The sequence below is a fragment of the Pseudomonas pudica genome (assembly GCF_015680405.1).
GTDB lineage: Bacteria > Pseudomonadota > Gammaproteobacteria > Pseudomonadales > Pseudomonadaceae > Aquipseudomonas > Aquipseudomonas pudica.
The window spans coordinates 33,369-55,858 of sequence record NZ_JADLJS010000028.1; the positions used below are offsets into that span (position 1 = coordinate 33,369).

Consider the following 22,490-nt stretch of genomic DNA (forward strand, 5'->3'; position numbering starts at 1 on the left):
AGCTCCCACAGGTACTGCACTGCATTCAAGGGCAGTGCAGTACCTGTGGGAGCTGGCTTGCCGGCGATAGGGCCAGAACAGGCTTGCCTCAATGGGTGGTCAGCCCCGCTGCCCCCATGAACAGGCGCATCACGTAGGCCGCCACGCCGAGGGCCGCCACGCTCATTGCCCAGATCAACAGCAGCCAGCCCAGGCGCTGCCACAGGGGTTTCTTCTCGTCCAAGCCATGCTTGCCGGTCATCATGCGGCCCTCCTAGTGATAGCCGTCTTCATGGGTCACCTTGCCGCGGAACACGTAGTAGCTCCAGAAGGTGTACATGAGGATGAACGGCAGGATGAACAGTGTGCCGACCAGCATGAAGCCCTGGCTCTGCGGTGGCGCCGCGGCATCCCAGATCGAGATCGACGGCGGGATTATGTTCGGCCACAGGCTTATGCCCAGGCCGCTGTAGCCGAGGAAGATCAGCACCAACGTCAGCAGGAACGGCGTGTAGTGCGCATTGCGCGCCACCGCCTTGAGCAACCCGTAGAAGGTTACCAGCACCAGGATCGGCACCGGCATGAACCAGACCAGGTTAGGCATGCTGAACCAGCGCTCGGCGATCTGCGGGTAGGCAATCGGTGTCCACAGGCTGACGATGCCGATCACCACCAGCAGCACCAGCGCCAGCGGCCGGGCGATGTCGTGCATCTTCTGCTGCAGCGACCCTTCGGTCTTCATGATCAGCCAGGTGCAGCCCAAAAGGGTGTAGGCAACGATCAGCCCCAGGCCGCAGAACAGGCTGAACGGGGTCAGCCAGTCAAGGGTGCCACCGGCAAAATGCCGGTCGACCACCTTGAAGCCTTCGAGGAAGGCACCCAGCGCCACGCCCTGGAAGAAGGTGGCGACCAGAGAGCCCCAGATGAACGCCTTGTCCCAGATGTGGCGCTTGTCGGCCTTGGCCTTGAAGCGGAACTCGAAAGCCACGCCGCGGAAGATCAGGCCGATCAGCATGAGGATCAATGGCAGGTACAGTGCCTCCAGCACCACCGAGTAAGCCATCGGGAACGCTCCGAACAGCCCGGCACCACCCAGCACAAGCCAGGTTTCGTTACCGTCCCATACGGGGGCGACGGTGTTCATCATCACATCGCGGTCATGCTCGCCCTTCACGAACGGGAAAAGCATGCCGATCCCCAGGTCGAAACCATCCATCACCACGTACATCATGACGCCGAAGATGATGATCACGGCCCAGATCAGCGGAAGGTCGATACCCATGGCTCAGTTCCCCTTGCTCAGGCTGGCAGAGTTGGCCTCGTGGCCATCATCGGCGGCGGACAGCGGCCGCGCCGGGGTGCGTTTGGTGCCAGGGCCACCAGGGTTGTGCTCGTCACCCTCACCGGTCTGCGGACCTTTGCGCACCAGGCGCATCATGTAGCCAAGGCCGGTGCCGAACAGTGCGAAGTACACCACCACGAATGCCACCAAGGTGAAGCCGAGCTGGGCGTAACTGTGGTTGGACACACCGTCTGCGGTGCGCATCAGGCCATACACCACCCAGGGCTGACGGCCGATTTCGGTGGTGAACCAGCCGGCCAGCAGCGCGATCAGCCCGGAAGGCCCCATCCACAAGGCCAGGTGCAGGAACGGCCGCGAGGTGTAGAGCGTGCCGCGCTTGCGCAGCCAGAGGCTCCACAGGCCGACGAAGATCATCAGGAAGCCCAGCCCGACCATGATCCGGAACGACCAGAAGACGATGGTCGAGTTGGGCCGGTCTTCGGGCGGGAACTCCTTCATCGCTGGCACCTGCTTGTCCAGGCTGTGGGTCAGGATCAGGCTGCCGAGCGCCGGGATCTCGAGCTTGAAGCGAGTGGTTTCGGCCTGCATGTCGGGGATACCGAACAGAATCAGCGGGGTTGGCTCGCCGGGCACATTCTCCCAGTGGCCTTCGATCGCGGCGATTTTCACCGGCTGGTGCTTGAGGGTATTGAGGCCATGGAAGTCACCGATCACCGCCTGGATCGGGGCGACGATCAGCGCCATCCACATGGCCATCGACAGCATCTTGCGCACCGCCGGGTTGTCACGCCCGCGCAGCAGGTGCCAGGCCGCCGAGGCACCGACGAAGAACGCGGTGGCGACGAACGCGGCAGTGGCCATGTGCATCAGGCGGTAGGGGAACGAGGGGTTGAATACCACCGCCAGCCAGTCCACCGGCACCACACGGCCATCTATGATCTCGTGACCTTGCGGGGTCTGCATCCAACTGTTGGAGGCGAGGATCCAGAAGGTCGAGACCAGGGTGCCGAGCGCAACCATCACCGTGGAGAAGAAGTGCAGGCCACGGCCGACGCGGTTCCAGCCAAACAGCATGACCCCCAGGAAGCCAGCCTCGAGGAAGAACGCGGTCAGCACCTCGTAGGTGAGCAGCGGGCCGGTAATGGCGCCGGCGAAGTCGGAGAAGCGGCTCCAGTTGGTACCGAACTGGTAGGCCATGACCAGGCCGGAGACCACGCCCATGCCGAAGTTGACGGCGAAGATTTTCGACCAGAAGTGATAAAGGTCACGGTAGACCTGGTTGTTGGTCCGCAGCCAGAGGCCTTCGAGGACTGCCAGGTAGCTCGCCAGGCCAATGGTGATGGCCGGGAACAGGATATGGAACGACACGGTAAAGGCAAACTGCATTCGGGCGAGCTCTAGGGCCTCTATTCCGAACATGGTGCTTCCTCTTCAGATAATCCGGCGTCCGGGCCGCTGGCCCAATCGCCCACTGCCCCCACGGTAGTCGAGTGCGGCGCGTTGGAATTGTTCTGTTCGATCGCAGGGATTTCGGCCCGAGGGCCCGATCGTTACATCTGGAACGATTGACCCAGATCAACGATTGATAGGAAGCATAGTCCTGAATGGCCCGCCGGGCCGTGTGGTTGATTGCCGCGTGACCGGTTGCCCCACCCCCTTTCATGACGCGTGAAAAAGTGCCGACCCCGGCAAACAGTAACTGTTTGTTACAAACAGATGATACGCTGCGCCCCCCTCTACTGCGCCGAGGCCCCTGGTTTCCGATGTCCGATTCCGCACCGCAGTTGTTGCGTCACCACCGCCCTTTCCTGGCCTTCTGGCTAGCCCGTGTGTTCACCGCCAGCGGCTTCCAGATGCTCACCGTGGCCATTGGCTGGCACCTCTACCAGTTGACCGGCAACGTGCTGGACCTGGGCCTGGTCGGCCTGGTCGAGTTCGCCCCACGGGTGCTGTTCATGCTGCACACCGGGCATGTCGCCGACCGCTATGACCGGCGCAAGGTCGCTGCGCTGTGCCAGAGCCTGCAGGGGCTGATTGCCCTGGCATTGGCGCTGGGCAGCGCCACCGACAACGTCACCCGCGAGCTGATCTTCGCCCTCGCCTTCCTGCTCGGTGCCACACGTTCGTTCGAAATGCCGGCAACCCAGGCGCTGCTGCCCAACGTGGTACCGGCCGGGCTGTTCCCACGCGCGGTGGCGGCTTCCGCCTCGGCCACCCAGTCGGCAACCATCGTGGCACCGGCGGTGGGCGGCTTCCTGTATGCCTTCGGCAGCATCTGGGTATACGGCCCCACCGTGGCCCTTTACGCCATCGCCTGCGTGCTGACCCTGAGCCTGCAGGCACGCGGCCAGGTGGCCCAGCGCGGGCGCGCCAGCATTGAATCGCTGCTGGCCGGCATCCGCTTCATTCGCAGCCGGCCCGACATCCTCGGCGCCATCTCACTGGACCTGTTCGCCGTGCTGCTGGGCGGGGCCACCGCGCTGCTGCCGGTGTTCGCCAAGGACATCCTGCTGACCGGCCCGCTGGGCCTCGGCCTGCTGCGCTCGGCGCCAGCGGTGGGGGCGTTGCTGATGTCGCTGTGGCTGGCGCGCTTCCCGTTCGAGCGCAACGTGGGGCGGACCATGTTCACGGCAGTCGGTGTATTCGGCGTGGCGACCATCGCCTTTGGCCTGTCGACCTCGTTCTGGTTCTCGCTGGCGGTGCTGGTGGTGCTGGGCGCAGCGGACATGATCAGCATGGTCATCCGCGGCGCCTTCGTGCAGCTGGAGACGCCGGATGAAATGCGCGGGCGGGTGAGCGCGGTTAACGGCTTGTTCATTGGTGCTTCGAACCAGCTCGGCGAGTTCGAATCGGGGGTGACGGCGCACTGGTTTGGGACGGTGCCGGCGGTGGTGCTGGGTGGAGTGGGCACTCTGGTGGTGACGGGGGTGTGGATAAGACTGTTCCCCACACTGGCCAAGCGGGACCGGTTGCATAACGGTTGATCGCTCGCCTGTGCCGGCCCTTTCGCGGGCTTGCCCGCTCCCACAAGGACCGCACCGCCCTCAGGCCCTGCGGTGTCCCTGTGGGAGCGGGCAAGCCCGCGAAAGGGCCGGTACAGGCTATAGAGAAACCATTCCCCAACGGCGATAGGCCCCCGCCAAGCATGCTGGTATGATGCGCGGCTTTTTTCCGCCCCACACAAAACCACGGCAACCGGTACGGTCTGTGCTTTGCTGATGGGGTCGATACATTCATGGCGCCGGGGGCGCCTCGGGGAGCGGGCATGCTGGAAAGGCTGTTTCAACTAAAAGCACACAACACCAACGTGCGCACCGAGATTCTCGCGGGCGTCACCACCTTCCTGGCCATGGCCTACATCCTGTTCGTCAACCCGAGCATCCTCGGCGAGACCGGCATGGACAAGGGCGCGATCTTCGTCGCGACCTGCCTGGCTGCGGCCATCGGCTCCGTGACCATGGGCCTGATCGCCAACTACCCGATCGCACTGGCGCCGGGTATGGGCCTGAACGCGTTCTTCACCTACACCGTGGTCCTGCACATGGGCCACACCTGGCAGGTGGCACTGGGTGCGGTGTTCCTGTCGGCGGTGATGTTCTTCCTGCTGTCGATCTTCCGCATCCGCGAATGGATCGTGAACAGCATCCCGCTGCCGCTGCGTTCGGCCATTGCCGCGGGTATTGGCCTGTTCCTGGCGCTGATCGCCCTGCATAACGCAGGCATCGTCGTCGACAACCCAGCCACCCTGGTAGGCCTGGGCGACCTCAAGCAGCCAGCACCGATCCTCGCCACCCTGGGCTTCTTCCTGATCGTCGGCCTCGAGTCGCTGAAAGTGCGCGGCGCGGTGCTGATCGGCATTCTCGCCGTGACCATCGCCTCGATCCTGATGGGCGTGACGCCTTTCGGTGGCGTGGTCTCGATGCCGCCATCGCTGGCCCCGACCTTCCTGCAACTGGACATCGCCGGCGCACTGGACGTGGGCCTGGTCAGCGTGATCTTCGCCTTCCTGTTCGTCGACCTGTTCGACAACTCCGGCACCCTGATCGGCGTGGCCAAGCGCGCCGGGCTGATGGGCAAGGACGGCCACATGCCGAAGATGGGCCGCGCCCTGATCGCCGACAGCACCGCCGCCATGGCCGGCTCCCTGCTGGGCACCTCGACCACCACCAGCTACATCGAATCCGCCGCGGGCGTGAGCGCCGGTGGCCGTACCGGCCTGACCGCCATCGTGGTCGCCATGCTGTTCCTGCTGGCGCTGTTCTTCGCCCCGCTGGCCGGTAGCGTGCCGGCCTTCGCCACCGCCCCGGCGCTGCTGTTCGTCGCGGTGCTGATGGCCTCGGGCCTGGCAGAAATAAACTGGGACGACGTCACCGAAGCCGCACCGGTGGTAGTGACCGCCCTGGCCATGCCGCTGACCTATTCGATCGCCAACGGCATCGCCTTCGGCTTCATTTCCTGGACCGCCGTCAAGCTGATCTCCGGCCGCCACCGCGACCTGAACCCGGCCTTGGTGATCCTTTCCATCCTGTTCGTCATCAAGCTGGGCTGGTTCAACGCATGAGTGCTGCTTTCGACCCCTCCTCCTACACCACCCAGCTGGACGCCAAGGTGGCCCGGCTGCGCGAGCTGCTGGCGCCGTTCGGCGCGCCGGAGCCGGCTGTTTTCGACTCGCCGCGCGAGCATTACCGCCTGCGCGCCGAATTCCGCCTGTGGCGCGAGGATGGCCAGCGCCACTACGCCATGTTCGCCCCGGGCGAGAAGCACAAGGCGATCCTGATCGACGACTTCCCCATTGCCAGCCAGCGCATCAATGCACTGATGCCGCGCCTGAAGGCGGCCTGGCAGGCCAGCGAAGAGCTGGGCAACCGCCTGTTCCAGGTGGAGTTCCTCACCACCTTGGCTGGCGATGCCATGGTCACCCTGTGCTACCACCGCCCGCTGGACGAGGCCTGGGAAACGGCCGCACGGCAGCTGGCCGAAGAGCTGGGCGTGAGCATCATCGGCCGCTCCAAGGGCAAGCGCCTGGTCATCGGCCGTGACTACGCGGTGGAAAGACTCGAAGTCGCTGGTCGTGTGTTCAGCTACCGCCAGCCGGAAGGCGCGTTCACCCAGCCCAACGGCGCGGTGAACCAGAAGATGCTGAGCTGGGCCTTCGAGGCCATCGGCGAGCGCGACGACGACCTGCTGGAGCTGTACTGCGGCAACGGTAACTTCACCCTGCCGCTGGCCACCCGCGTGCGCCAGGTGCTGGCCACGGAGATCAGCAAGACGTCGGTCAATGCCGCGCTGAGCAACCTCGACGAGAACGCTGTGGATAACGTGCGGCTGGTGCGCCTGTCGGCAGAAGAGCTGACCCAGGCACTGAATGAGGTTCGGCCATTCCGCCGGCTGGAAGGCATCGACCTGAAGAGCTACGAGTTCGGTACGGTGTTCGTCGACCCGCCGCGGGCGGGGATGGACCCGGATACCTGCGAGCTGACCCGGCGTTTCGAGCGGATCCTGTACATCTCGTGCAACCCGGAGACACTGGCGGCGAACATTGCCCAGTTGCAGGACACCCACCGCATCGAACGATGTGCGTTGTTTGACCAGTTCCCCTATACCCACCATATGGAGAGTGGGGTTCTGCTGGTTCGGCGCTGACCTTCAGACAGCCGGGGCTGCTTTGCAGCCCATCGCCGGCAAGCCAGCTCCCACACCGACCGCGCTGCCCTCAAGGCCTGTGCAGTCCCTGTGGGAGCTGGCTTGCCGGCGATGGGCCGCAAAGCGGCCCCAGGCTTGACTCAGAAGTCGAAGAACACCGTCTCCCCTTCCCCCTGAATACGGATATCGAAGCGATACGCCGTCTTCCCGTCCACCTCGCAACGCTTGGCCACCAGGGTCTCGCGCCGCTGCGGCTGCTCGATCAGGTTGAGCACCGGGCACTTGGCATTGGCCTCGGCCTCGTCATCGAAATACAGGCGCGTGTGCAGGTGGATGTTGATCCCCCGGGCAAACAGGCTGATGTTGATGTGCGGCGCCATTGGCACACCGGCGGCGTTTTTCACCACACCTGGCTTCACCGTATGCGCCGTCCACTCACCCGCGTCAAAGGTGGTAGCCGTGCGGCCAAAGCTGTTGAAGGCGTTTTCCAGGTTGTAGGCATCCTGGTACTCACCGTTGGCGTCGGCTTGCCAGAGCTCCAGGAACGAATCCCGCACTAGGTGGCCATTGCCGTCATACACATGGCCGATCAGCAGAATATGCTCGCCGGGCGCGTCCGGCTTGGCCAGGCGGTTCCAGATTTCCTGGCCGCGGGTCGGGTTGCCGGCCGCTTCCAGGGCCAGGCCGATGTGCACGTAGGGGCCGGCGGTCTGCGAAGGGGTTTCCGGCAGCAGTTCGATTGGCATGGCGGGGTCCTCAGCAGTTTTCGAAGTGGGTCTTGCGCTGGCCGCGCAGCACGATGTCGAAGCGGTAGGCCAGGCAGTCCATCGGGTTGGCGTTGCTCATGTCGAGCTTGGCGATCAACTGCTGCACGGCTTGCGGGTTGGCGATCGACTTGACGATCGGGCACATCGGGATCAGCGGGTCACCCTCGAAGTAAAGCTGGGTGATCAACTTGGTGGCGATCGACGGGCCGCTGATGGCGAAGTGGATGTGCGCCGGACGCCAATCGTTCGGGCCGTTGCGCCATGGGTACGGGCCCGGCTTGATGGTGCGGAAGCTGTAGTAGCCATCACGGTCGGTCAGGCAACGGCCGACGCCACCGAAGTTCGGGTCCAGCGGCGCCAGGTAGCGGTCGTTCTTGTGACGGTAGCGGCCACCGGCGTTGGCCTGCCACATTTCTACCAGGGTGTTCGGCACAGGCTTGCCGTACTGGTCGACGACACGGCCGGCGACGATGATTCGCTCGCCGATCGGCAAGCCGCCGTTGTTGAAGTTCAGCAGCAGGTCATGGTCATGGGCGCCGAAGCCCAGGTGGGAAAAGTCCGGGCCGGTGGTTTCGCTGATCGATTGCGGAATGCTGACCAATGCCTGGCGTGGCGAGCGGGCAATAGAAGTCTTGTAGTCAGGCGTAAGGGCTTTCGGGTGCCAGTTGCGATCACGGATCACGAAGCGGCTGTTGTCCTGGGCGGGCATGCCGGTTTCCTCTCTTGGAATTATGGAAATGCGCGGGGGGTGATTTGACACCCTTTCGCGGGCAAGCCCGCTCCCACATGCAGTTTCAGGCAGGTCGCGCGCAATGAATATTGAAATCAGCCACACCAAACATAACCATTTGGTTATGCATAAGTATCTTGGCCTGACACTCGCCGCCGTCGTGGACTAATCTTTGTCTTCTTGTTTCACGCTCCGGAGAGCATTCATGGATTGGCGAAAAGGCCGACGCAGCGACAATGTGGTCGATGCCCGAGGCGAAGGTGGTGGCGGCGGCATGCGTTTCGGCGGCGGCAAGGGGCTGGGGCTTGGTGCGGTGCTGCTGATTGTCGGCATCGGCTGGCTCACCGGCCAGGACCCGCTGCAGATTCTTGGCCAGCTCGCCGGCCAGATGGAGCAGCAACAACAGCAGGCGCCCAGCAGCGCGGGCGGCAAAGCCCCGCCGGCCAACGACCAGCAGGCCGAGTTCGTCGCCTCGATCCTGGGCGATACCGAAGACACCTGGAAAGCCCTGTTCGCCGAGGGCGGCAAGCAGTACCGCGACCCCAAGCTGGTGCTGTTCAGCGGCCAGGTCAATTCGGCCTGTGGCTTTGCCTCGGCGGCGGTGGGGCCGTTCTACTGCCCGGCAGACCAACGGGTCTACCTGGACATGTCTTTCTTCCGCGAAATGGAAACCCGCTTCGCCGCAGCCGGCGATTTTGCCCAGGCCTACGTGATCGCCCACGAAATCGGCCATCACGTGCAGACCCTGCTGGGCGTGTCGGCCAAAGTCGATGCCGCGCGCCGCAGTGGGCAGCGCATGGAAGGTGACAATGGCCTGCTGGTGCGCCAGGAGCTGCAGGCCGACTGCCTGGCCGGGGTATGGGCCTACCAGGCCCAGAAGCGCCTGAACTGGCTGGAACCGGGTGACGTCGAAGAGGCGCTGAACGCGGCCAATGCCATTGGCGATGACCGCCTGCAGCAGCAGGGCCGCGGACGCGTGGTACCGGACTCGTTCACCCATGGCACCTCGGCGCAGCGGGTGCGCTGGTTCAAGACAGGGTTTGCCGAGGGTGAGGTGAACCGCTGCGATACCTTCAGTGCACGCAACCTTTGAATAACTTCGCAAACCGACGCGATCCCTGTGGGAGCGGCTTTAGCCGCGAACACCGGCAAAGCCGGTGCCATCCACCGCGTCGCCCGCGAAGGGCTGCAAGGCAGCCCTCAATCAAGCCAGTTACAAATCTGCTGAAAAAGCGTTTCAGCTTCCTACATCACTGCCGATAACCCCTGCACGAATCAGCGGGCATCCAGAACAACAACGCCTGGCGATCGAAGATCAAGCGAGCGAAAACAACTTCTGGAGAGCGTGCATGAACAGCTGGTTCGCCAACATCAGCGTCAACCTCAAACTCGGCCTGGGCTTTGGCCTGGTACTGATCCTCACCGGCCTGCTGGCCCTGACCGGCTGGACCAGCCTGGGCAGCCTGATCGACCGCAGCAACTGGATGGGCGATATCGGCCAGCTCAACAAGGACCTGACCGACCTGCGCATTGCCCGCCTGCAGTACATGATCGCCAACGGCGACGATGCCGCCGCCGCCAACACCCAGACCAAGCTGGACGCCTTCAGCAAACAGCAGGCCTACCTGGCCAGCACCTTCAAGAGCCCGGAAAACATCAAGCTGCTGGGTGAACTGGGCGAGACCATCAGCGCCTACAAGGTGTCGCTGAACAAGATGCGCCAGGGCTACGACGCCACCCGCACCGCGCGCACGGCCATGGACGGTTCGGCCAGCCGCGCCGACCAGGCCATGGACGCTCTCAGCCAGGAAGTCATGGCGCGCCCCGAAGCCGACAGCGTGCGCCTGGCCCAGTATCAGTTGATCAGCAAGGCCCGCCAGCAACTGCTGCAGGTGCGCATCGATGTACGCGGCTACATTGCCGAAAACAGCGCCGCCAACGAGCAGGCCGCCCTGCGCCAGCTGGACACCGCCCTGGCCGAAATCGACAACCTCAAGCGCCAGCTGCCGGCCGAAGACACACGCCTGCAACAGTTCGAGGGCTCGGTGCTGGCCTACCGTGACGCCGTGCGCCAGTTCCGCGATGCGGTCGCCAACATCACCACTGCGCGCGCCGAAATGACCGTGCAGGGTGCCGACATCGTCAAGCGCAGCGACGCGCTGTACCAGATCCAGCTGCAGCGCCGTGACATCGAGAGCACCCAGGCCCGCAGCCTGCAGGCCATCGCCACGCTGCTGGCGCTGCTGGTCGGCGTGCTGGCGGCAGTGCTGATCACCCGGCAGATCACCCGCCCGCTGCGCGACACCATGGTGGCAGTGGAGAAGATCGCCAGCGGCGACCTCACCCAGCACCTGCGTGTCACCCGTCGCGACGAACTGGGCGTACTGCAACAAGGCATCGCCCGCATGGGCACCACTTTGCGCGAGCTGATCAGCGGCATCCGCGACGGCGTCACCCAGATCGCCAGCGCTGCCGAGGAATTGTCGGCTGTGACCGAGCAGACCAGCGCCGGCGCCAACAGCCAGAAGGTCGAGACCGACCAGGTTGCCACCGCCATGCACGAAATGGCCGCTACCGTTCAGGAAGTGGCACGCAATGCCGAACAGGCCTCGCATGCCGCCACCGGCGCCGATGACGAAGCCCGTGCCGGCGACCGCGTGGTGGGCGAAGCGATTGGCCAGATCGAGCGCCTGGCCGAAGACATGCACCGATCCACCGAAGCCATGAACCTGCTACAGCAGGAAAGCCAGAAGATCGGCAGCGTGATGGACGTGATCAAGTCGGTGGCCGAACAGACCAACCTGCTGGCGCTGAACGCAGCGATCGAGGCGGCGCGTGCCGGCGAGGCCGGCCGTGGTTTTGCCGTGGTCGCCGATGAAGTGCGCGGCCTGGCCCAGCGCACACAGAAATCCACCGAAGAGATCGAAGAGCTGATCGCCAGCCTGCAACATGGGACCCAGCAAGTGGCTACGGCCATGCACGGCAGCCGAACCCTGACCGACAGCAGCGTCGAGCTGGCGCGCAAGGCCGGGGCCTCGCTGGAGAGCATCACCAGCACGGTGTCGAGCATCCAGTCGATGAACCAGCAGATCGCCGCAGCAGCGGAGCAGCAGAGTGCGGTGGCGGAGGAGATCAGCCGCAGCATCCTGAATGTGCGCGATGTGTCGGAGCAGACGGCGGCGGCCAGTGACGAGACGGCGGCGTCCAGCGTGGAGCTGGCGCGGTTGGGTGGGCAGTTGCAGACGTTGGTCAGCCAGTTCCGCGTCTGATCCTGGAATCCGGGGCCGCTTTGCGGCCCATCGCGACACAAGGCCGCTCCCACATTGATCGGCGTACGCAGGTCTTTGTGGGAGCGGCCTCGTGTCGCGATAGGAGGGCAAAGCCCTCCCAGCATTCTGGCAGGTATTACTTGACGATCATCCCTACCCCACGCCCACGCGGATCCGAAGCGGTCTCCAGCTTCGTCCCATCAACCCGGATCGCCTGGATATCCCCCATCTCCCAGCCCTGGTCCTCCAGCACATAGCCCATCTTCTTCAGTTCATCGGCCACCGGCCCGGTCAGCGGCGCATAGCTGTCGAAGTAGATGGTGTCCTTGGGCAGCAACTGATGGTGCACGCGCTGCGCCGCCACTGCCTTGTCCAGCGGCATGCCGTAGTCGTACAGGTTGTTCATCACCTGGAAGATCGAGGTGAAGATCCGCGAGCCACCCGGTGTACCGATGACCAGCTCGACCTTGCCATCGCGGGTCATCAGGCTGGGGCTCATGGACGACAGCATGCGCTTGCCCGGGGCGATGGCATTGGCATCGCCGCCAACCACACCAAAGGCGTTCGCCGCCCCCGGCTTGGCGCTGAAATCGTCCATCTCGTCATTGAGCAGGAAGCCGGCGCCTTTCACCACCACACCACTGCCGTAGTCGAGGTTGAGGGTGTAGGTGTTGCTGACCGCATTGCCCTGCTTGTCTACGATCGAGAAGTGCGTGGTCTGGTGCGGTTCCAGGCCAGGCTTGACCTTGTCGGTGTCTGAAATGGCCTTCGGGTTGACCTGCGCGGCGCGCTTGGCCAGGTAGTCCTTGGCCACCAGCTGATCCACCGGCACTTTGGTGAAGCCTGGGTCACCAAGGTAGTCGGCGCGGTCGGCGAACACGCGCTTCTCGATCTCGGCCAACAGGTGTATGTACTGCGCCGAGTTGTGCGCCACACCCTTGAAGTCCGCCGCGCGGTTTTCCTTGATGCCCAGCAGCTGTGCCAGGGCGACACCACCGGAGCTTGGCGGTGGCGCGGTGTACACCACATTGCCACGCCAGCTCACGGCCATCGGCTCACGCCATACTGCCTTGTAGTCCTTGAGGTCCTGCTTGGTGATCAGGCCCTTGTCGGCCTGCATCTGCGCCACCAGCAGGTCGGCGGTCTTGCCCTGGTAGAACTCGCTCACGCCCTTGTCGGCGATACGTTCCAGGGTCTGGGCCATTTCCGGTTGCTTGAACAGCTCGCCGACCTTCATGTTTCCGAAGTAGTCGTTGAAATTGGTCGCGGTCTTGAACATGCCTTGGGCATCGTTGCGGTATTGGTACTGCTTTGCCGCCACCTTGAAGCCGTTTTTCGCATAGCCGATGGCCGGGGTCAGCAGCTCGCTCCAGGGCAGCTTGCCGAACTTCTGGTGCGCCTCCCACAACCCCATCACCGTGCCCGGTACGCCAGCAGCGCGTGCCCCGACCAGGCTGAGGTTCTCGATGACCTCACCCTTTTCGTCCAGGTACATGTTGCGCGTGGCGGCCTGGGGCGCGACTTCGCGGTAGTCGAGGAAGTAGGGCTTGCCGTCGACGAACAGGGTCATGAACCCGCCACCACCGATGTTGCCGGCCTCGGGATAAGTCACCGCCAGGGTAAAAGCCGTGGCCACTGCAGCATCCACCGCGTTGCCGCCTTTCTTGAGGATGTCGGCTGCCACCTGTGCACCATATTGATCGGGCGCGGCCACCGCACCGCCCTCAAGGTTGGCGGCATGAACCGAGGAACAGCTCAGGATCGCGGCTGCGAGAGCCAGGTACTGGAACGGAGCAATACGCATGACACTTCCTTGGTGTTGTTTTTGTTGAGCAGTCAGTAAGGCCGAAGCGCTTCGACTGTGCAATCAACCGCAGGAAGTTTCGCCGCCTGTGGACAGGATCTGTCGCGTTCAGGCAACTCAGCTGGCGTACATTGCCAACTTGCGCTGGATGAAATCTAGGAAGCACTGGATACGCAGCGCCAGCTGGGTGTTGCGGTAGTACACCGCATGGATCGGCTGGCGGTAGCCGTTGTTGGCTTCGCTCAGCAGCACTTGCAGGCGCCCGGTGCGGATGTCCTCGTGGGTCATGAAGTGCGACAGGCTGACGATGCCCTCGCCGGCCAGCGCCAGTTGGCGCAGGGTCTCGCCACTGGAGGCGATCAGCGCCGGGCGGATGCTCCAGCGGTCACCCTGGGCATGGCGCAGTGGCCATTGGTTGAGCGATTCGGGCTGGCTGAAGCCGAGCAGGCAGTGGCTGGCCAGGTCCTCGACCCGCTGCGGCGTCCCGTGCTGCTCGAGGTAGGCCGGGCTGGCCAGCACCTGTACCGGGCTGCACCCAAGGCTGCGCGCGTGCAGGCTGGAGTCGGCCAGTTCGCCGATGCGGATCGCCACATCGGTGCTCTGCTCCAGCAGGTCGATGATCAGGTCGTCGGTATTGAGTTCCAGTTCGATGCCAGGGTATTGGCGGCGAAACTCGCCGATCCACGGCAGGATGGCATGCAGCATGAACGGTGCAGCGGCGTTGATGCGCAGGCGCCCGGTAGGGGTCTGGCGATTCATCGACAGGCGCTCTTCCATCTCGTCCATCTGCTCCAGGATCAGGCGCGCGCGTTCGAGGAAGAAGCGGCCTTCCTCGGTCAGGTCCATGCGCCGGGTGGTGCGGTTGACCAGCGTGGTGCCCAGCTTGCCTTCAAGGCGCGACAGGGTACGGCTGACGGCGGACGGGGTCTGGCCTATCTGCTCGGCAGCGGCGGAAATCGAGCCGCTGTCGATGACGGCAACGAATACCTGGAGTTCTTCGGATCGGGTTTTCACATCTGCGCCTGTGGTTGGTCTCTGCAGGGATTAGATAGCCGCTTGTCGAGGCCAAGTCCAGCGGTGCCTGTACGGGCCTCTTCGCGGGGGAACCCGCTCCCACAAGTGCTGCACGGTTCTCAAAGACTGTGGAGTACCTGTGGGAGCGGGTTTACCCGCGAAGAGGCCGGCACAGGTAGAACCTTACCGTGCCTTGCCGAATACCTTGTCCAGGTGCGCCTCATAGGCCGCCAAGGCAGTCGGCACATCCGGCCGTTTCATCACATCCACCGCCAAAAAGGTCGGCAGCCCGGTCATGCCAAGGAACTGGTTGGCCTTGTGGAACGGGAAGTACACCGCATCCACCCCCTTGCCCTCGAAGAAATCGCTCGGGTCGTCGAATGCCTGCTGCGGTGCATTCCAGGTCAGCGAAAGCATGTACTGCTTGCCGTGCACCAGGCCACCGCTGCCATACTTTTGCGAGTGGTCCGCACGGGTACGGCCGTCGTTGGCATACAGGCTGCCGTGGCCTGCGGTGAATACCTCATCGATGTACTTCTTCACGGTCCATGGCGCGCCCATCCACCAGCCGGGCATCTGGTAGATCACCACATCAGCCCAGAGGAACTTCTCCACCTCTTCCTGGGCGTCGTAACCACCGTCGATGAAAGTCTGGCGCACATCGAAACCGGCCCGGTCCAGGTGAGCGATGGCCGCTTCGTGCAAGGTCGCGTTGAGGCGACCGTCAGAGTGAGCGAACTGTTTACCACCGTTGAGCAAAAGGATCTTCTTCATGCGGGCCTCGCGGAAAATTCAGGCCGGCAGATTAGAGGCTCGCGGGCGCGGGATACAGTAATGCATGGGCAAAATACAATTGCCCTGAAGTCACGAATTAACAATGCATTTTTGCTTTAGAATCGCGTCACCTCCCATCAACGAGTAGCGACCCATGAGTGAGCAGTACGCCTTCATCCTCAAAGCCAAGACTCGCCCGGAAATGGCCGAAGCGTTCGAAACCCTGTTCCGCGCCTACGTCGAGCCAAGCCGCCAGGAACCGGGCTGCATCGAGTACCACATGCTGCGCGACAAGCAGGACCCGAGCCTGTTCGTGTTCTTCGAGGTCTGGGCCGACAAGGCCGCGCTGGATGTGCATTCGGCCCTGCCGCACATGACCGAGTTCTTCGAAAAACGCATGGACTACCTGGAACGCGATTTCGACATCCAGATGATCGACATGCTCAGTGCATCAAGCGCTAACCGCTGATCAGCAGATGGCCGCCGAGTGCGGCAAGGCCGATGAAGAAGCAGCGCTTGAACAGCAGCGCGCTGATGCGCTGACGCAGCCACTGGCCAGCCAGCATGCCGAGCAAGGCCGGCGCCAGCATCAGCAGCGAGGCACCCAGTGCCTGGCCACCCAGGGCATCCTGCCCGGCCAGGCCAACGGCCAAGGCCAGGGTCGAAACCGTGAACGACAGGCCCAGGGCCTGGATCATCTGTTCCCGGCTCAACCCCAGGCTCTGCAGGTAGGGCACCGCCGGTATCACGAATACCCCGGTCGCAGCCGTGATCACGCCCGTAACCAGCCCGCAAAGCGGCCCCAGCCAACGCTCCCGCCCCGGCGCCAGGCGCAAGCCCGGGCCGACCAGCCCGTACAGCGCATACAGCACCAAGGCCGCGCCCAGTGCATGCACGGCCCAAGGGCCGCTGTCGATCCCCAGCCAGGCGCTGCCCAGCAAGGTGCCAACGAAAATCAACACCAGCATTGGCCACAGGCGCACCAGCAAGCCCCGCAGGTGCGCACCACTGGCCAGCTGCCACAAGTTCGTGAGGGTCGAAGGCACGATCAGCAATGCCGCAGCCTGCGCCGGTGACATAGCCAGGCCCAGCAGGCCCATGGCGATGGTCGGCAGGCCTAGGCCGATCACCCCCTTCACCGCACCGGCCAGCAGGAAGGTCAGTATCACCAGCAGCGACAGCGCTGGGCCAATGTTCTGGTAAAAAGCGAGCAAGGTATCCATGGGCCGATGATGGCGTGCGCCGGCCGGGCTGAAAATCTGCCATATACTCAGCCAGACTCTTGCCAGGACAGAGCCACATGCATTTCGACCTGATCGACCTCAGGCTTTTCCAGCACACCCTGGAGTGCGGCAACATCACCGCCGGTGCTGGCCGCAGCCATCTGTCGCTGGCAGCAGCCAGTGCACGCATCCGCGCCATGGAGGCATCGCTGGGCATCCCTTTGCTGGAACGCAACCGCCGTGGCGTGCAGCCAACCGCGGCAGGCCAGGCACTGCTACAGCATGCCCGGCTGATAACGCAGCAGGTCGAACGCCTGCAGTTCGACCTGAGCCAGTACGCGCAAGGGCAGCAGGGCCAGGTGCGCCTGCTGTGCAACACGGCGGCGCTCACGGAGTACCTGCCGGAACTGCTGGCCGGCTACCTGGCTGCAAACCCTGGGGTCAGCGTGGATGTGCAGGAGTTGCCGAGCCTGCGCATCGTGCAGTCGATTACCCAGGGCATGGCAGACCTGGGCATCGTTTCGACCGCCGCACCCAGCGCGCACCTGCAGACCCGGCCGTTTCGCGAAGACCCGCTGGTGCTGGTAACGCCGCAGCGCCACCCGCTGGCCAACGAGGTCGCGCCGAGCTTCATCGATAGCCTGGCCCATGGCTATGTCGGCCTGGGGGCTGGCAGTGCACTGGCGTTGTACCTGGAAGAGCAGGCACTGCGCGAGGGGCGGCGCATGCGGGTTCGAGTGCGTGCCGAAGGGTTCGATGGCGTGATCCGCATGGTTGCGGGCGGAGCCGGAGTGGGGATTGTGCCGCTGGCTGCAGTGAAGCGTTGGCAAGGGGTGTTGCCGTTGCACTGGGTGGCCCTGACGGAACCATGGGCCAATCGCCAGTTGCTGGTATGCGCGCGCGACTTTGCGGCATTGCCGGGGTATGCCGCAGGGTTGGTGACCACCCTCACCCACTGACACGATCAGTATGTTGCCTGCACTGCGTATGATCTGAAGCCCATGCGGTCGATGTGGGAGCGGCCTTGCGTCGCGAAAGGGTCGCGAAGCGGCCCCAGATTTTCAGCGTTGCAGCAGAAATTGCCGGGGCTGCTGCGCCGCCCATTAGCGGCACAACGCCGCTCCCACACAGTAAGTGCATTTTTTCGGCCGCTCGCACACAATCCTCCCATCGCACCACCGAAAAGGACTTTCCAGTGGCATCGATCTACCAGCTCAAACCGCGCTTCCAGGCCATGCTCCGTCCTGCTGTCCAGCGCCTCTATGACCGCGGAGTCACCGCCAACCAGGTCACCATTGCCGCCGCCCTGCTGTCAATCCTGCTGGGCCTGCTGCTGGCTGCCCTGCCCCATCTCACCTGGCTGTTCATTCTGGTGCCGGTCTGGATGCTGCTGCGCATGGCACTGAACGCGGTTGACGGCATGCTCGCCCGGGAGTTCGGCCAGCAATCTACCCTCGGCGCGTACCTCAACGAACTGTGCGACGTGATCGCCGATGCCGCGCTATACCTGCCCTTCGCCCTGCTGGCCGGTGTGTCGCCAACCTTGGTCGTACTCGTGGTGCTCAGCGCCACTTTCAGCGAATACGCCGGTGTCATGGGCCCGCTGGCCGGCGCCTCACGGCGTTACGACGGCCCAATGGGCAAGAGCGACCGGGCCTTCGCCTTCGGCGTGCTAGGTACCGGTGTCGCCTTTGGCCTGCTGAACGGCGCCTGGATCAACGGCTTGTTGCTGGTCATCCTCGCACTCTCGCTCTATACCCTCTACAACCGGGTTCGTCAGGGGCTGGCCGAAGCCCGCTGAGCCCACTGCCGTCGTAAAAGGATGTCGACCATGCGCCAAGCGCAAGCACTGCACTTCTCCACCCATGACGGCGTCGAGCTGCACTACCGTCACTGGCCTGCCACCCGTAACCAATACCAGCCACGCCGGGCCGTGGTGATGTTCCACCGCGGCCACGAACACGGCGGGCGCATGGCCCACCTGGCCGATGAGCTGGACATGCCGGGCTACGATTTCTTCGCCTGGGATGCCCGGGGCCACGGCCAGTCGCCGGGCGCGCGCGGCGACAGCCCGGGGTTCGCCACCAGCGTGCGCGATGTGCAGACCTTCATCGAGCACATCCAGGCCCACCACGGCATTGCCGAACAGGACCTGGTGGTGCTGGCGCAGAGCGTCGGGGCCGTGCTGGTCGCCACCTGGGCCCACGACTACGCGCCGAAGGTGCGCTGCCTGGTGCTGGCCTCGCCAGCGTTCAAGGTCAAACTGTACGTGCCGTTCGCCCGCCCCGGCCTGAAACTGCTGAAGGGCCTGCGCGGCAACTTCTTCGTCAACAGCTACGTAAAGCCTCGCCTGCTCACCCACGACCCCGAACGGGTCATGTCATATGTGGCCGACCCGCTGATCAGCCGGCCGATTTCGGTAACCATGCTGCTCGGCCTGTACGAAGCCGCCGACCGGGTGGTGGCGGATGCCCAGGCCATCCAGCTGCCGACCCAACTGTTGGTGTCCGGTGCCGACTTCGTGGTCGAACGCCAGCCGCAGGAACGCTTCTTCGAACGCCTGGGCAGTACGCGCAAGGAAATGCACATCCTGCCAGGCTTCTTCCACGACACCCTTGGCGAGCGTGATCGAGCCCATGCCTTGCGGCGTATCGAGCGGTTCGTCGAACATTGCTTCGCCAGCCCCGCCTCCCTGCCGTCGCTGCTCGATGCCGACAGGACCGGCGCCAGCTGCGCCGAGGCCGAAAGCCTGGCCGCACCGCTGCCGCGCAACTCGCCCCGCGACCTTTACTGGCGCGCTACCCGCGCCGGGCTGCGCCTGGGCAAGGGGCTGTCCGAAGGTGTGAAGCTGGGTTTCGATACCGGTTTCGATTCGGGCAGTACCCTGGACTACGTGTATCGCAACCGGCCGACCGGCAAAGGCAAGCTCGGCCGCCTGGTCGACCAGAACTACCTTGGCGCGATCGGCTGGCGCGGCATCCGCCAACGCAAGCTGCACGTAGAGGAACTGCTGCGCCTGGCCATCGCCCGCCTGCGCGAACAGCAGCGGCCGGTGCACATCGTCGATATCGCCGCCGGCCATGGCCGCTACATCCTCGAGGCCCTGCAGGAACTCGAACAGCTGCCGGACTCGATCCTGCTGCGCGACTACAGCGACCTGAACGTGCAGCAAGGCAGCGCACTGATTGCCGAAAAGGGCCTGGCCGACATCGCCCGCTTCGTCCAGGGCGATGCCTTCGACCGCAAGAGCCTGGCCACCTTGGAACAACCGCCGACCCTGGCCGTGGTCTCCGGCCTGTACGAACTGTTCGCCAGCAACCAGTTGGTAGGCAACTCGCTGGCCGGCCTGGCCGATGCGCTGGAAGATGGCGGTTACCTGGTCTACACCGGCCAGCCGTGGCACCCGCAACTGGAAATGATCGCCCGCGCCCTCACCAGCCACCGCGGCGGCGAGGCCTGGGTGATGCGCCGCCGCAGCCAGGCCGAAATGGACCAGCTGGTACAAGCGGCGGGGTTCCGCAAGCTGGCCCAGCGCATCGATGAATGGGGCATTTTCAGCGTCAGCCTGGCACAACGGGTGCGCTGAATGAGCCCATCACGCGAACCCGGGCTGATCCGTCGGGGCGTATTCTGGCTTCTGCTGCTGGGGCCGCTGTTTTTCCTCAGCTACGGGCTGGCGAACAACTACACGGCCGGGCGCAGCGATGTCGGCAGCCTGGTGTTCGGCTGGGAAAGCCGCATGCCGCTGTGGCCGTGGACGATCATCCCGTACTGGTCGATCGACCTGCTCTACGGCTTGTCCTTCCTGCTGCCGCGCACGCGCCAGGAAATGGACCGGCACGCGCTGGCGCTGCTCTGCGCGCAGCTGATCAGCGTCAGCTGCTTCCTGCTCTGGCCGCTGCGCTTCACCTTCGAGCGGCCGGAACTGGGCGGGGTGTTCGGCTGGATGTTCGATGTGCTGATGGGCTTCGACAAGCCGTTCAACCAGGCGCCTTCGCTGCATATTGCCCTGCTGGTGATCATATGGACGATGTTTGCCCGGCACGTGCAGCGCCAGCCCTGGCGTTGGCTGATGCACGGCTGGATGGCACTGATCGGGTTGTCGGTGCTGACCACCTGGCAGCACCATTTCATCGATGTGCCGACAGGGGCATTGGTGGGGTTCGTCTGCGTCTGGTTGTGGCCATATCGGGGGCAACTGCCCTGGCAGCAGGTGCACCTTGCGCGGGATGCCAAGCGCTGGCGGTTGGCGTTGTTCTATACAGTGGGTGGGCTGCTGTGCGCAGTGCCTGCCGTTACGCTGGGCGGCGCCTGGCTGTGGTTGACCTGGCCGGCCGTGTCGCTGGCTTTGGTGGCGCTGAACTATGGCGTGCTCGGCGCAGGCGGGTTTCAGAAAGGCGCCGATGGGCGCTTGTCGAATGCAGCCAGCTGGCTGCTGGCACCGTACCTGATTGGGGCGTGGGTCAACTCGCGGTTGTGGACCTGGCGGCACCCGCAGGCCGATGAAGTGTGTGATGGCGTGTACCTTGGGCGCGTTCCAGGGCATGGCGCGCAGTTCGCTGGGGTGGTCGATTTGTGCGCTGAGCTACCGTGTCATGTTCAGAACAGCGCCGCTCCTGCACAGGTCGCGGCCGCCATTGGCTACGCATGTTTTCCTACCCTGGACCTGATCGCCCCGGAAAGCCCATTGCTGCACCAGGCCGCCATCGCCATCGAACGCCTGCGCTCCCAAGGCCCGGTGCTGGTCTGTTGCGCCCTGGGCTATTCGCGCAGTGCCAGCGCCGTGGCCGCCTGGCTGGTGCTCACGGGCCGCTGCACCGATGCTCGCCAGGCCGAGGCGCTGATCCGCAAGGCCCGCCCCGGCGTGGTCCTGCGCAGCGCACACCGCCAGGCCTTGCAACAGCTAGGGACACAACCATGACGCTGTACGTGGTGGCCAGCCTGCTGGGCCGTGGCAAACAACTGGAACGCCTGTCGGACGGCCTCACCCTGCTGGCCCTGGCCTACGGCCTGGCACCCTTGCTGGGTGTGCGACTACTACCGCTGGCCAGCCTGCTGTGCATTGCGCTGCTGGTACTGGGCGTGCTGCACAAGTACTGGGCCATCCGTGTGGCCATCGATGCCCAACTGTTCGCCCATCTCGCCGCCAGCCGCGACCTGGCGGCGGACACCTTGGCCGTAGACCGAGCCTTGTACGAGCTGAATCTCAAACCGCAGGCCGCCGACTCCCGCGCCTGGCCTGCCCGCAGTCAGGCCGCCCTGACCCTGTTGCGCCGTCAGGCAGTTTGCCTGGGCCTGCAGCTGTCGCTGGCCCTGGCTACCCTGCTGACACTGCCTTTGAAGGGATGACTACCGATCCATGCTCGCCAACCTGACCGCCTACCTCATCACTTCCGCCGCCCGCCTGATCACCGGCGCCCGCGCCCTGTGGCTGGGCTGCACGCCGCTGCCGGTGCAGCGCCTGTATTTCGCCAACCACAGCAGCCATGGCGACTTCGTACTGCTGTGGGCCTCGCTGCCGCAACCGCTGCGCAAGCGTACCCGTCCGGTAGCCGGCGCCGACTACTGGGCCAAGCCGGGGATTCGCGACTTTCTCATCCGCAAGGTCTTCAATGGTGTGCTGATCAACCGGCAACACAGTGCTGGCCAGGGCAGCCCGTTGCAGCCGATCCTCGAAGCCGTGGCCCAGGGCGACTCGCTGATCTTCTTCCCGGAGGGCACTCGCAATCTCGGCGACGAGCCGCTGATGCCGTTCAGGAGCGGGCTGTACCACCTGGCAGCAGCCAACCCAGAAGTCGAACTGGTGCCGGTATGGATCGCCAACCTCAACCGGGTAATGCCCAAGGGTCGTGCCTTGCCATTGCCGTTGTTGTGCACATTGAGCTTTGGCGAGCCGCTGCACCTGCAGGCGGATGAAAGCAAGCAAGCCTTTCTCGAGCGGGCCAGCCAAGCCCTGCTGAACCTGGCCCCCAAGGATGCCTGAG

21 protein-coding genes and 1 pseudogene are annotated in these 22,490 nt (G+C 64.3%); 13 read left to right on the forward strand and 9 right to left on the reverse strand.

All coding sequences use genetic code 11. The annotated features are described in order from the left end of the window. Positions 1–88 precede the first annotated feature (88 nt). The 3 genes from IRZ77_RS18490 to IRZ77_RS18500 are packed head-to-tail and all read right to left on the reverse strand — an operon-like array spanning position 89 to position 2,701. Positions 89–244: a DUF2474 domain-containing protein gene (locus IRZ77_RS18490; RefSeq protein ID WP_008094148.1), complete on the reverse strand. Its 156-nt coding sequence runs from the start codon at positions 242–244 to the stop codon at positions 89–91. 9 nt (positions 245–253) lie between these two features. Further along, a complete protein-coding gene (gene cydB / locus IRZ77_RS18495) occupies positions 254–1,261 on the reverse strand; it encodes a cytochrome d ubiquinol oxidase subunit II (protein WP_046616358.1) in 1,008 nt (335 codons plus the stop codon). A gap of 3 nt (positions 1,262–1,264) precedes the next feature. Beyond that, the gene (locus IRZ77_RS18500; RefSeq protein WP_046616359.1) at positions 1,265–2,701 is read right to left on the reverse strand and encodes a cytochrome ubiquinol oxidase subunit I; all 1,437 of its coding nucleotides are present in this window, start codon (positions 2,699–2,701) and stop codon (positions 1,265–1,267) included. Positions 2,702–3,045: 344 nt separating this feature from the next. Between IRZ77_RS18500 and IRZ77_RS18505 the strand changes: the two genes are divergently transcribed. From IRZ77_RS18505 to trmA, 3 genes are all read left to right on the forward strand, one after another. Further along, complete coding sequence (locus IRZ77_RS18505) at positions 3,046–4,266, forward strand: MFS transporter (protein WP_046616360.1); 1,221 nt, start codon at positions 3,046–3,048, stop codon at positions 4,264–4,266. A gap of 281 nt (positions 4,267–4,547) precedes the next feature. Continuing rightward, positions 4,548–5,843, forward strand: coding sequence for an NCS2 family permease (locus IRZ77_RS18510; protein ID WP_046616361.1), 1,296 nt, complete (start codon positions 4,548–4,550; stop codon positions 5,841–5,843). Further along, positions 5,840–6,925, forward strand: coding sequence for a tRNA (uridine(54)-C5)-methyltransferase TrmA (gene trmA / locus IRZ77_RS18515; protein WP_046616362.1), 1,086 nt, complete (start codon positions 5,840–5,842; stop codon positions 6,923–6,925). Before IRZ77_RS18510 ends, trmA begins: the two co-directional genes overlap by 4 nt. A gap of 140 nt (positions 6,926–7,065) precedes the next feature. Here the strand turns inward: trmA and pcaG are convergent, their stop codons facing one another. After that, positions 7,066–7,671 (reverse strand): protocatechuate 3,4-dioxygenase subunit alpha, encoded by a 606-nt coding sequence (gene pcaG / locus IRZ77_RS18520; protein ID WP_108479966.1) that lies wholly within the window; start codon positions 7,669–7,671, stop codon positions 7,066–7,068. Positions 7,672–7,681: 10 nt separating this feature from the next. Further along, positions 7,682–8,401, reverse strand: coding sequence for a protocatechuate 3,4-dioxygenase subunit beta (gene pcaH, locus IRZ77_RS18525; RefSeq protein ID WP_003251597.1), 720 nt, complete (start codon positions 8,399–8,401; stop codon positions 7,682–7,684). Between the two features lie 226 nt (positions 8,402–8,627). Between pcaH and ypfJ the strand changes: the two genes are divergently transcribed. The 3 genes and pseudogenes from ypfJ to IRZ77_RS27350 all read left to right on the forward strand — a co-directional run bounded on the left by ypfJ (position 8,628) and on the right by IRZ77_RS27350 (position 11,691). Next, a complete protein-coding gene (gene ypfJ, locus IRZ77_RS18530) occupies positions 8,628–9,515 on the forward strand; it encodes a KPN_02809 family neutral zinc metallopeptidase (protein WP_015271806.1) in 888 nt (295 codons plus the stop codon). A 391-nt stretch (positions 9,516–9,906) separates the two neighbouring features. After that, positions 9,907–10,836: pseudogene (locus IRZ77_RS27345) on the forward strand (methyl-accepting chemotaxis protein); the annotation flags it as partial. Next, positions 10,828–11,691, forward strand: a complete 864-nt coding sequence (locus IRZ77_RS27350; protein ID WP_408003946.1) for a methyl-accepting chemotaxis protein — start codon at positions 10,828–10,830, stop codon at positions 11,689–11,691. The pseudogene IRZ77_RS27345 and the gene IRZ77_RS27350, both read left to right, overlap by 9 nt. A gap of 136 nt (positions 11,692–11,827) precedes the next feature. Here IRZ77_RS27350 and ggt read toward each other — a convergent pair whose 3' ends face one another. The 3 genes from ggt to IRZ77_RS18550 form a co-directional block, all read right to left on the reverse strand. Further along, positions 11,828–13,495, reverse strand: a complete 1,668-nt coding sequence (gene ggt / locus IRZ77_RS18540) for a gamma-glutamyltransferase (protein ID WP_046616365.1) — start codon at positions 13,493–13,495, stop codon at positions 11,828–11,830. Positions 13,496–13,612: 117 nt separating this feature from the next. After that, positions 13,613–14,509: a LysR substrate-binding domain-containing protein gene (locus IRZ77_RS18545; protein ID WP_046616366.1), complete on the reverse strand. Its 897-nt coding sequence runs from the start codon at positions 14,507–14,509 to the stop codon at positions 13,613–13,615. Between the two features lie 183 nt (positions 14,510–14,692). Next, positions 14,693–15,283, reverse strand: coding sequence for an NAD(P)H-dependent oxidoreductase (locus IRZ77_RS18550; RefSeq protein ID WP_046616367.1), 591 nt, complete (start codon positions 15,281–15,283; stop codon positions 14,693–14,695). Positions 15,284–15,437: 154 nt separating this feature from the next. Here IRZ77_RS18550 and IRZ77_RS18555 point away from each other — a divergent pair, with 154 nt between their 5' ends. Continuing rightward, positions 15,438–15,752 carry a putative quinol monooxygenase gene (locus IRZ77_RS18555; RefSeq protein WP_085602320.1) on the forward strand — a complete coding sequence of 105 codons (315 nt, stop codon included), beginning with the start codon at positions 15,438–15,440 and terminating at the stop codon, positions 15,750–15,752. On the opposite strand, the gene IRZ77_RS18560 is transcribed toward IRZ77_RS18555, so the two are convergent. Beyond that, positions 15,742–16,506, reverse strand: a complete 765-nt coding sequence (locus tag IRZ77_RS18560) for a sulfite exporter TauE/SafE family protein (RefSeq protein WP_085602319.1) — start codon at positions 16,504–16,506, stop codon at positions 15,742–15,744. The two genes, IRZ77_RS18555 and IRZ77_RS18560, sit on opposite strands and share 11 nt — an antisense overlap. Positions 16,507–16,583: 77 nt before the next feature. Here IRZ77_RS18560 and IRZ77_RS18565 point away from each other — a divergent pair, with 77 nt between their 5' ends. From IRZ77_RS18565 to IRZ77_RS18590, 6 genes are all read left to right on the forward strand, one after another. Beyond that, the gene (locus IRZ77_RS18565) at positions 16,584–17,465 is read left to right on the forward strand and encodes a LysR substrate-binding domain-containing protein (RefSeq protein ID WP_108479968.1); all 882 of its coding nucleotides are present in this window, start codon (positions 16,584–16,586) and stop codon (positions 17,463–17,465) included. 236 nt (positions 17,466–17,701) lie between these two features. Then, the gene (locus IRZ77_RS18570) at positions 17,702–18,307 is read left to right on the forward strand and encodes a CDP-alcohol phosphatidyltransferase family protein (protein ID WP_108479969.1); all 606 of its coding nucleotides are present in this window, start codon (positions 17,702–17,704) and stop codon (positions 18,305–18,307) included. 30 nt (positions 18,308–18,337) lie between these two features. Then, the gene (locus IRZ77_RS18575; protein WP_153670483.1) at positions 18,338–20,092 is read left to right on the forward strand and encodes a bifunctional alpha/beta hydrolase/class I SAM-dependent methyltransferase; all 1,755 of its coding nucleotides are present in this window, start codon (positions 18,338–18,340) and stop codon (positions 20,090–20,092) included. Continuing rightward, positions 20,093–21,427: a phosphatase PAP2/dual specificity phosphatase family protein gene (locus IRZ77_RS18580; RefSeq protein ID WP_196174085.1), complete on the forward strand. Its 1,335-nt coding sequence runs from the start codon at positions 20,093–20,095 to the stop codon at positions 21,425–21,427. Next, positions 21,424–21,855: a hypothetical protein gene (locus tag IRZ77_RS18585; protein ID WP_196174087.1), complete on the forward strand. Its 432-nt coding sequence runs from the start codon at positions 21,424–21,426 to the stop codon at positions 21,853–21,855. Before IRZ77_RS18580 ends, IRZ77_RS18585 begins: the two co-directional genes overlap by 4 nt. A gap of 10 nt (positions 21,856–21,865) precedes the next feature. Beyond that, positions 21,866–22,489 (forward strand): lysophospholipid acyltransferase family protein, encoded by a 624-nt coding sequence (locus IRZ77_RS18590; RefSeq protein WP_025340660.1) that lies wholly within the window; start codon positions 21,866–21,868, stop codon positions 22,487–22,489. The last annotated feature ends 1 nt before the right edge of the window (position 22,490 follow it).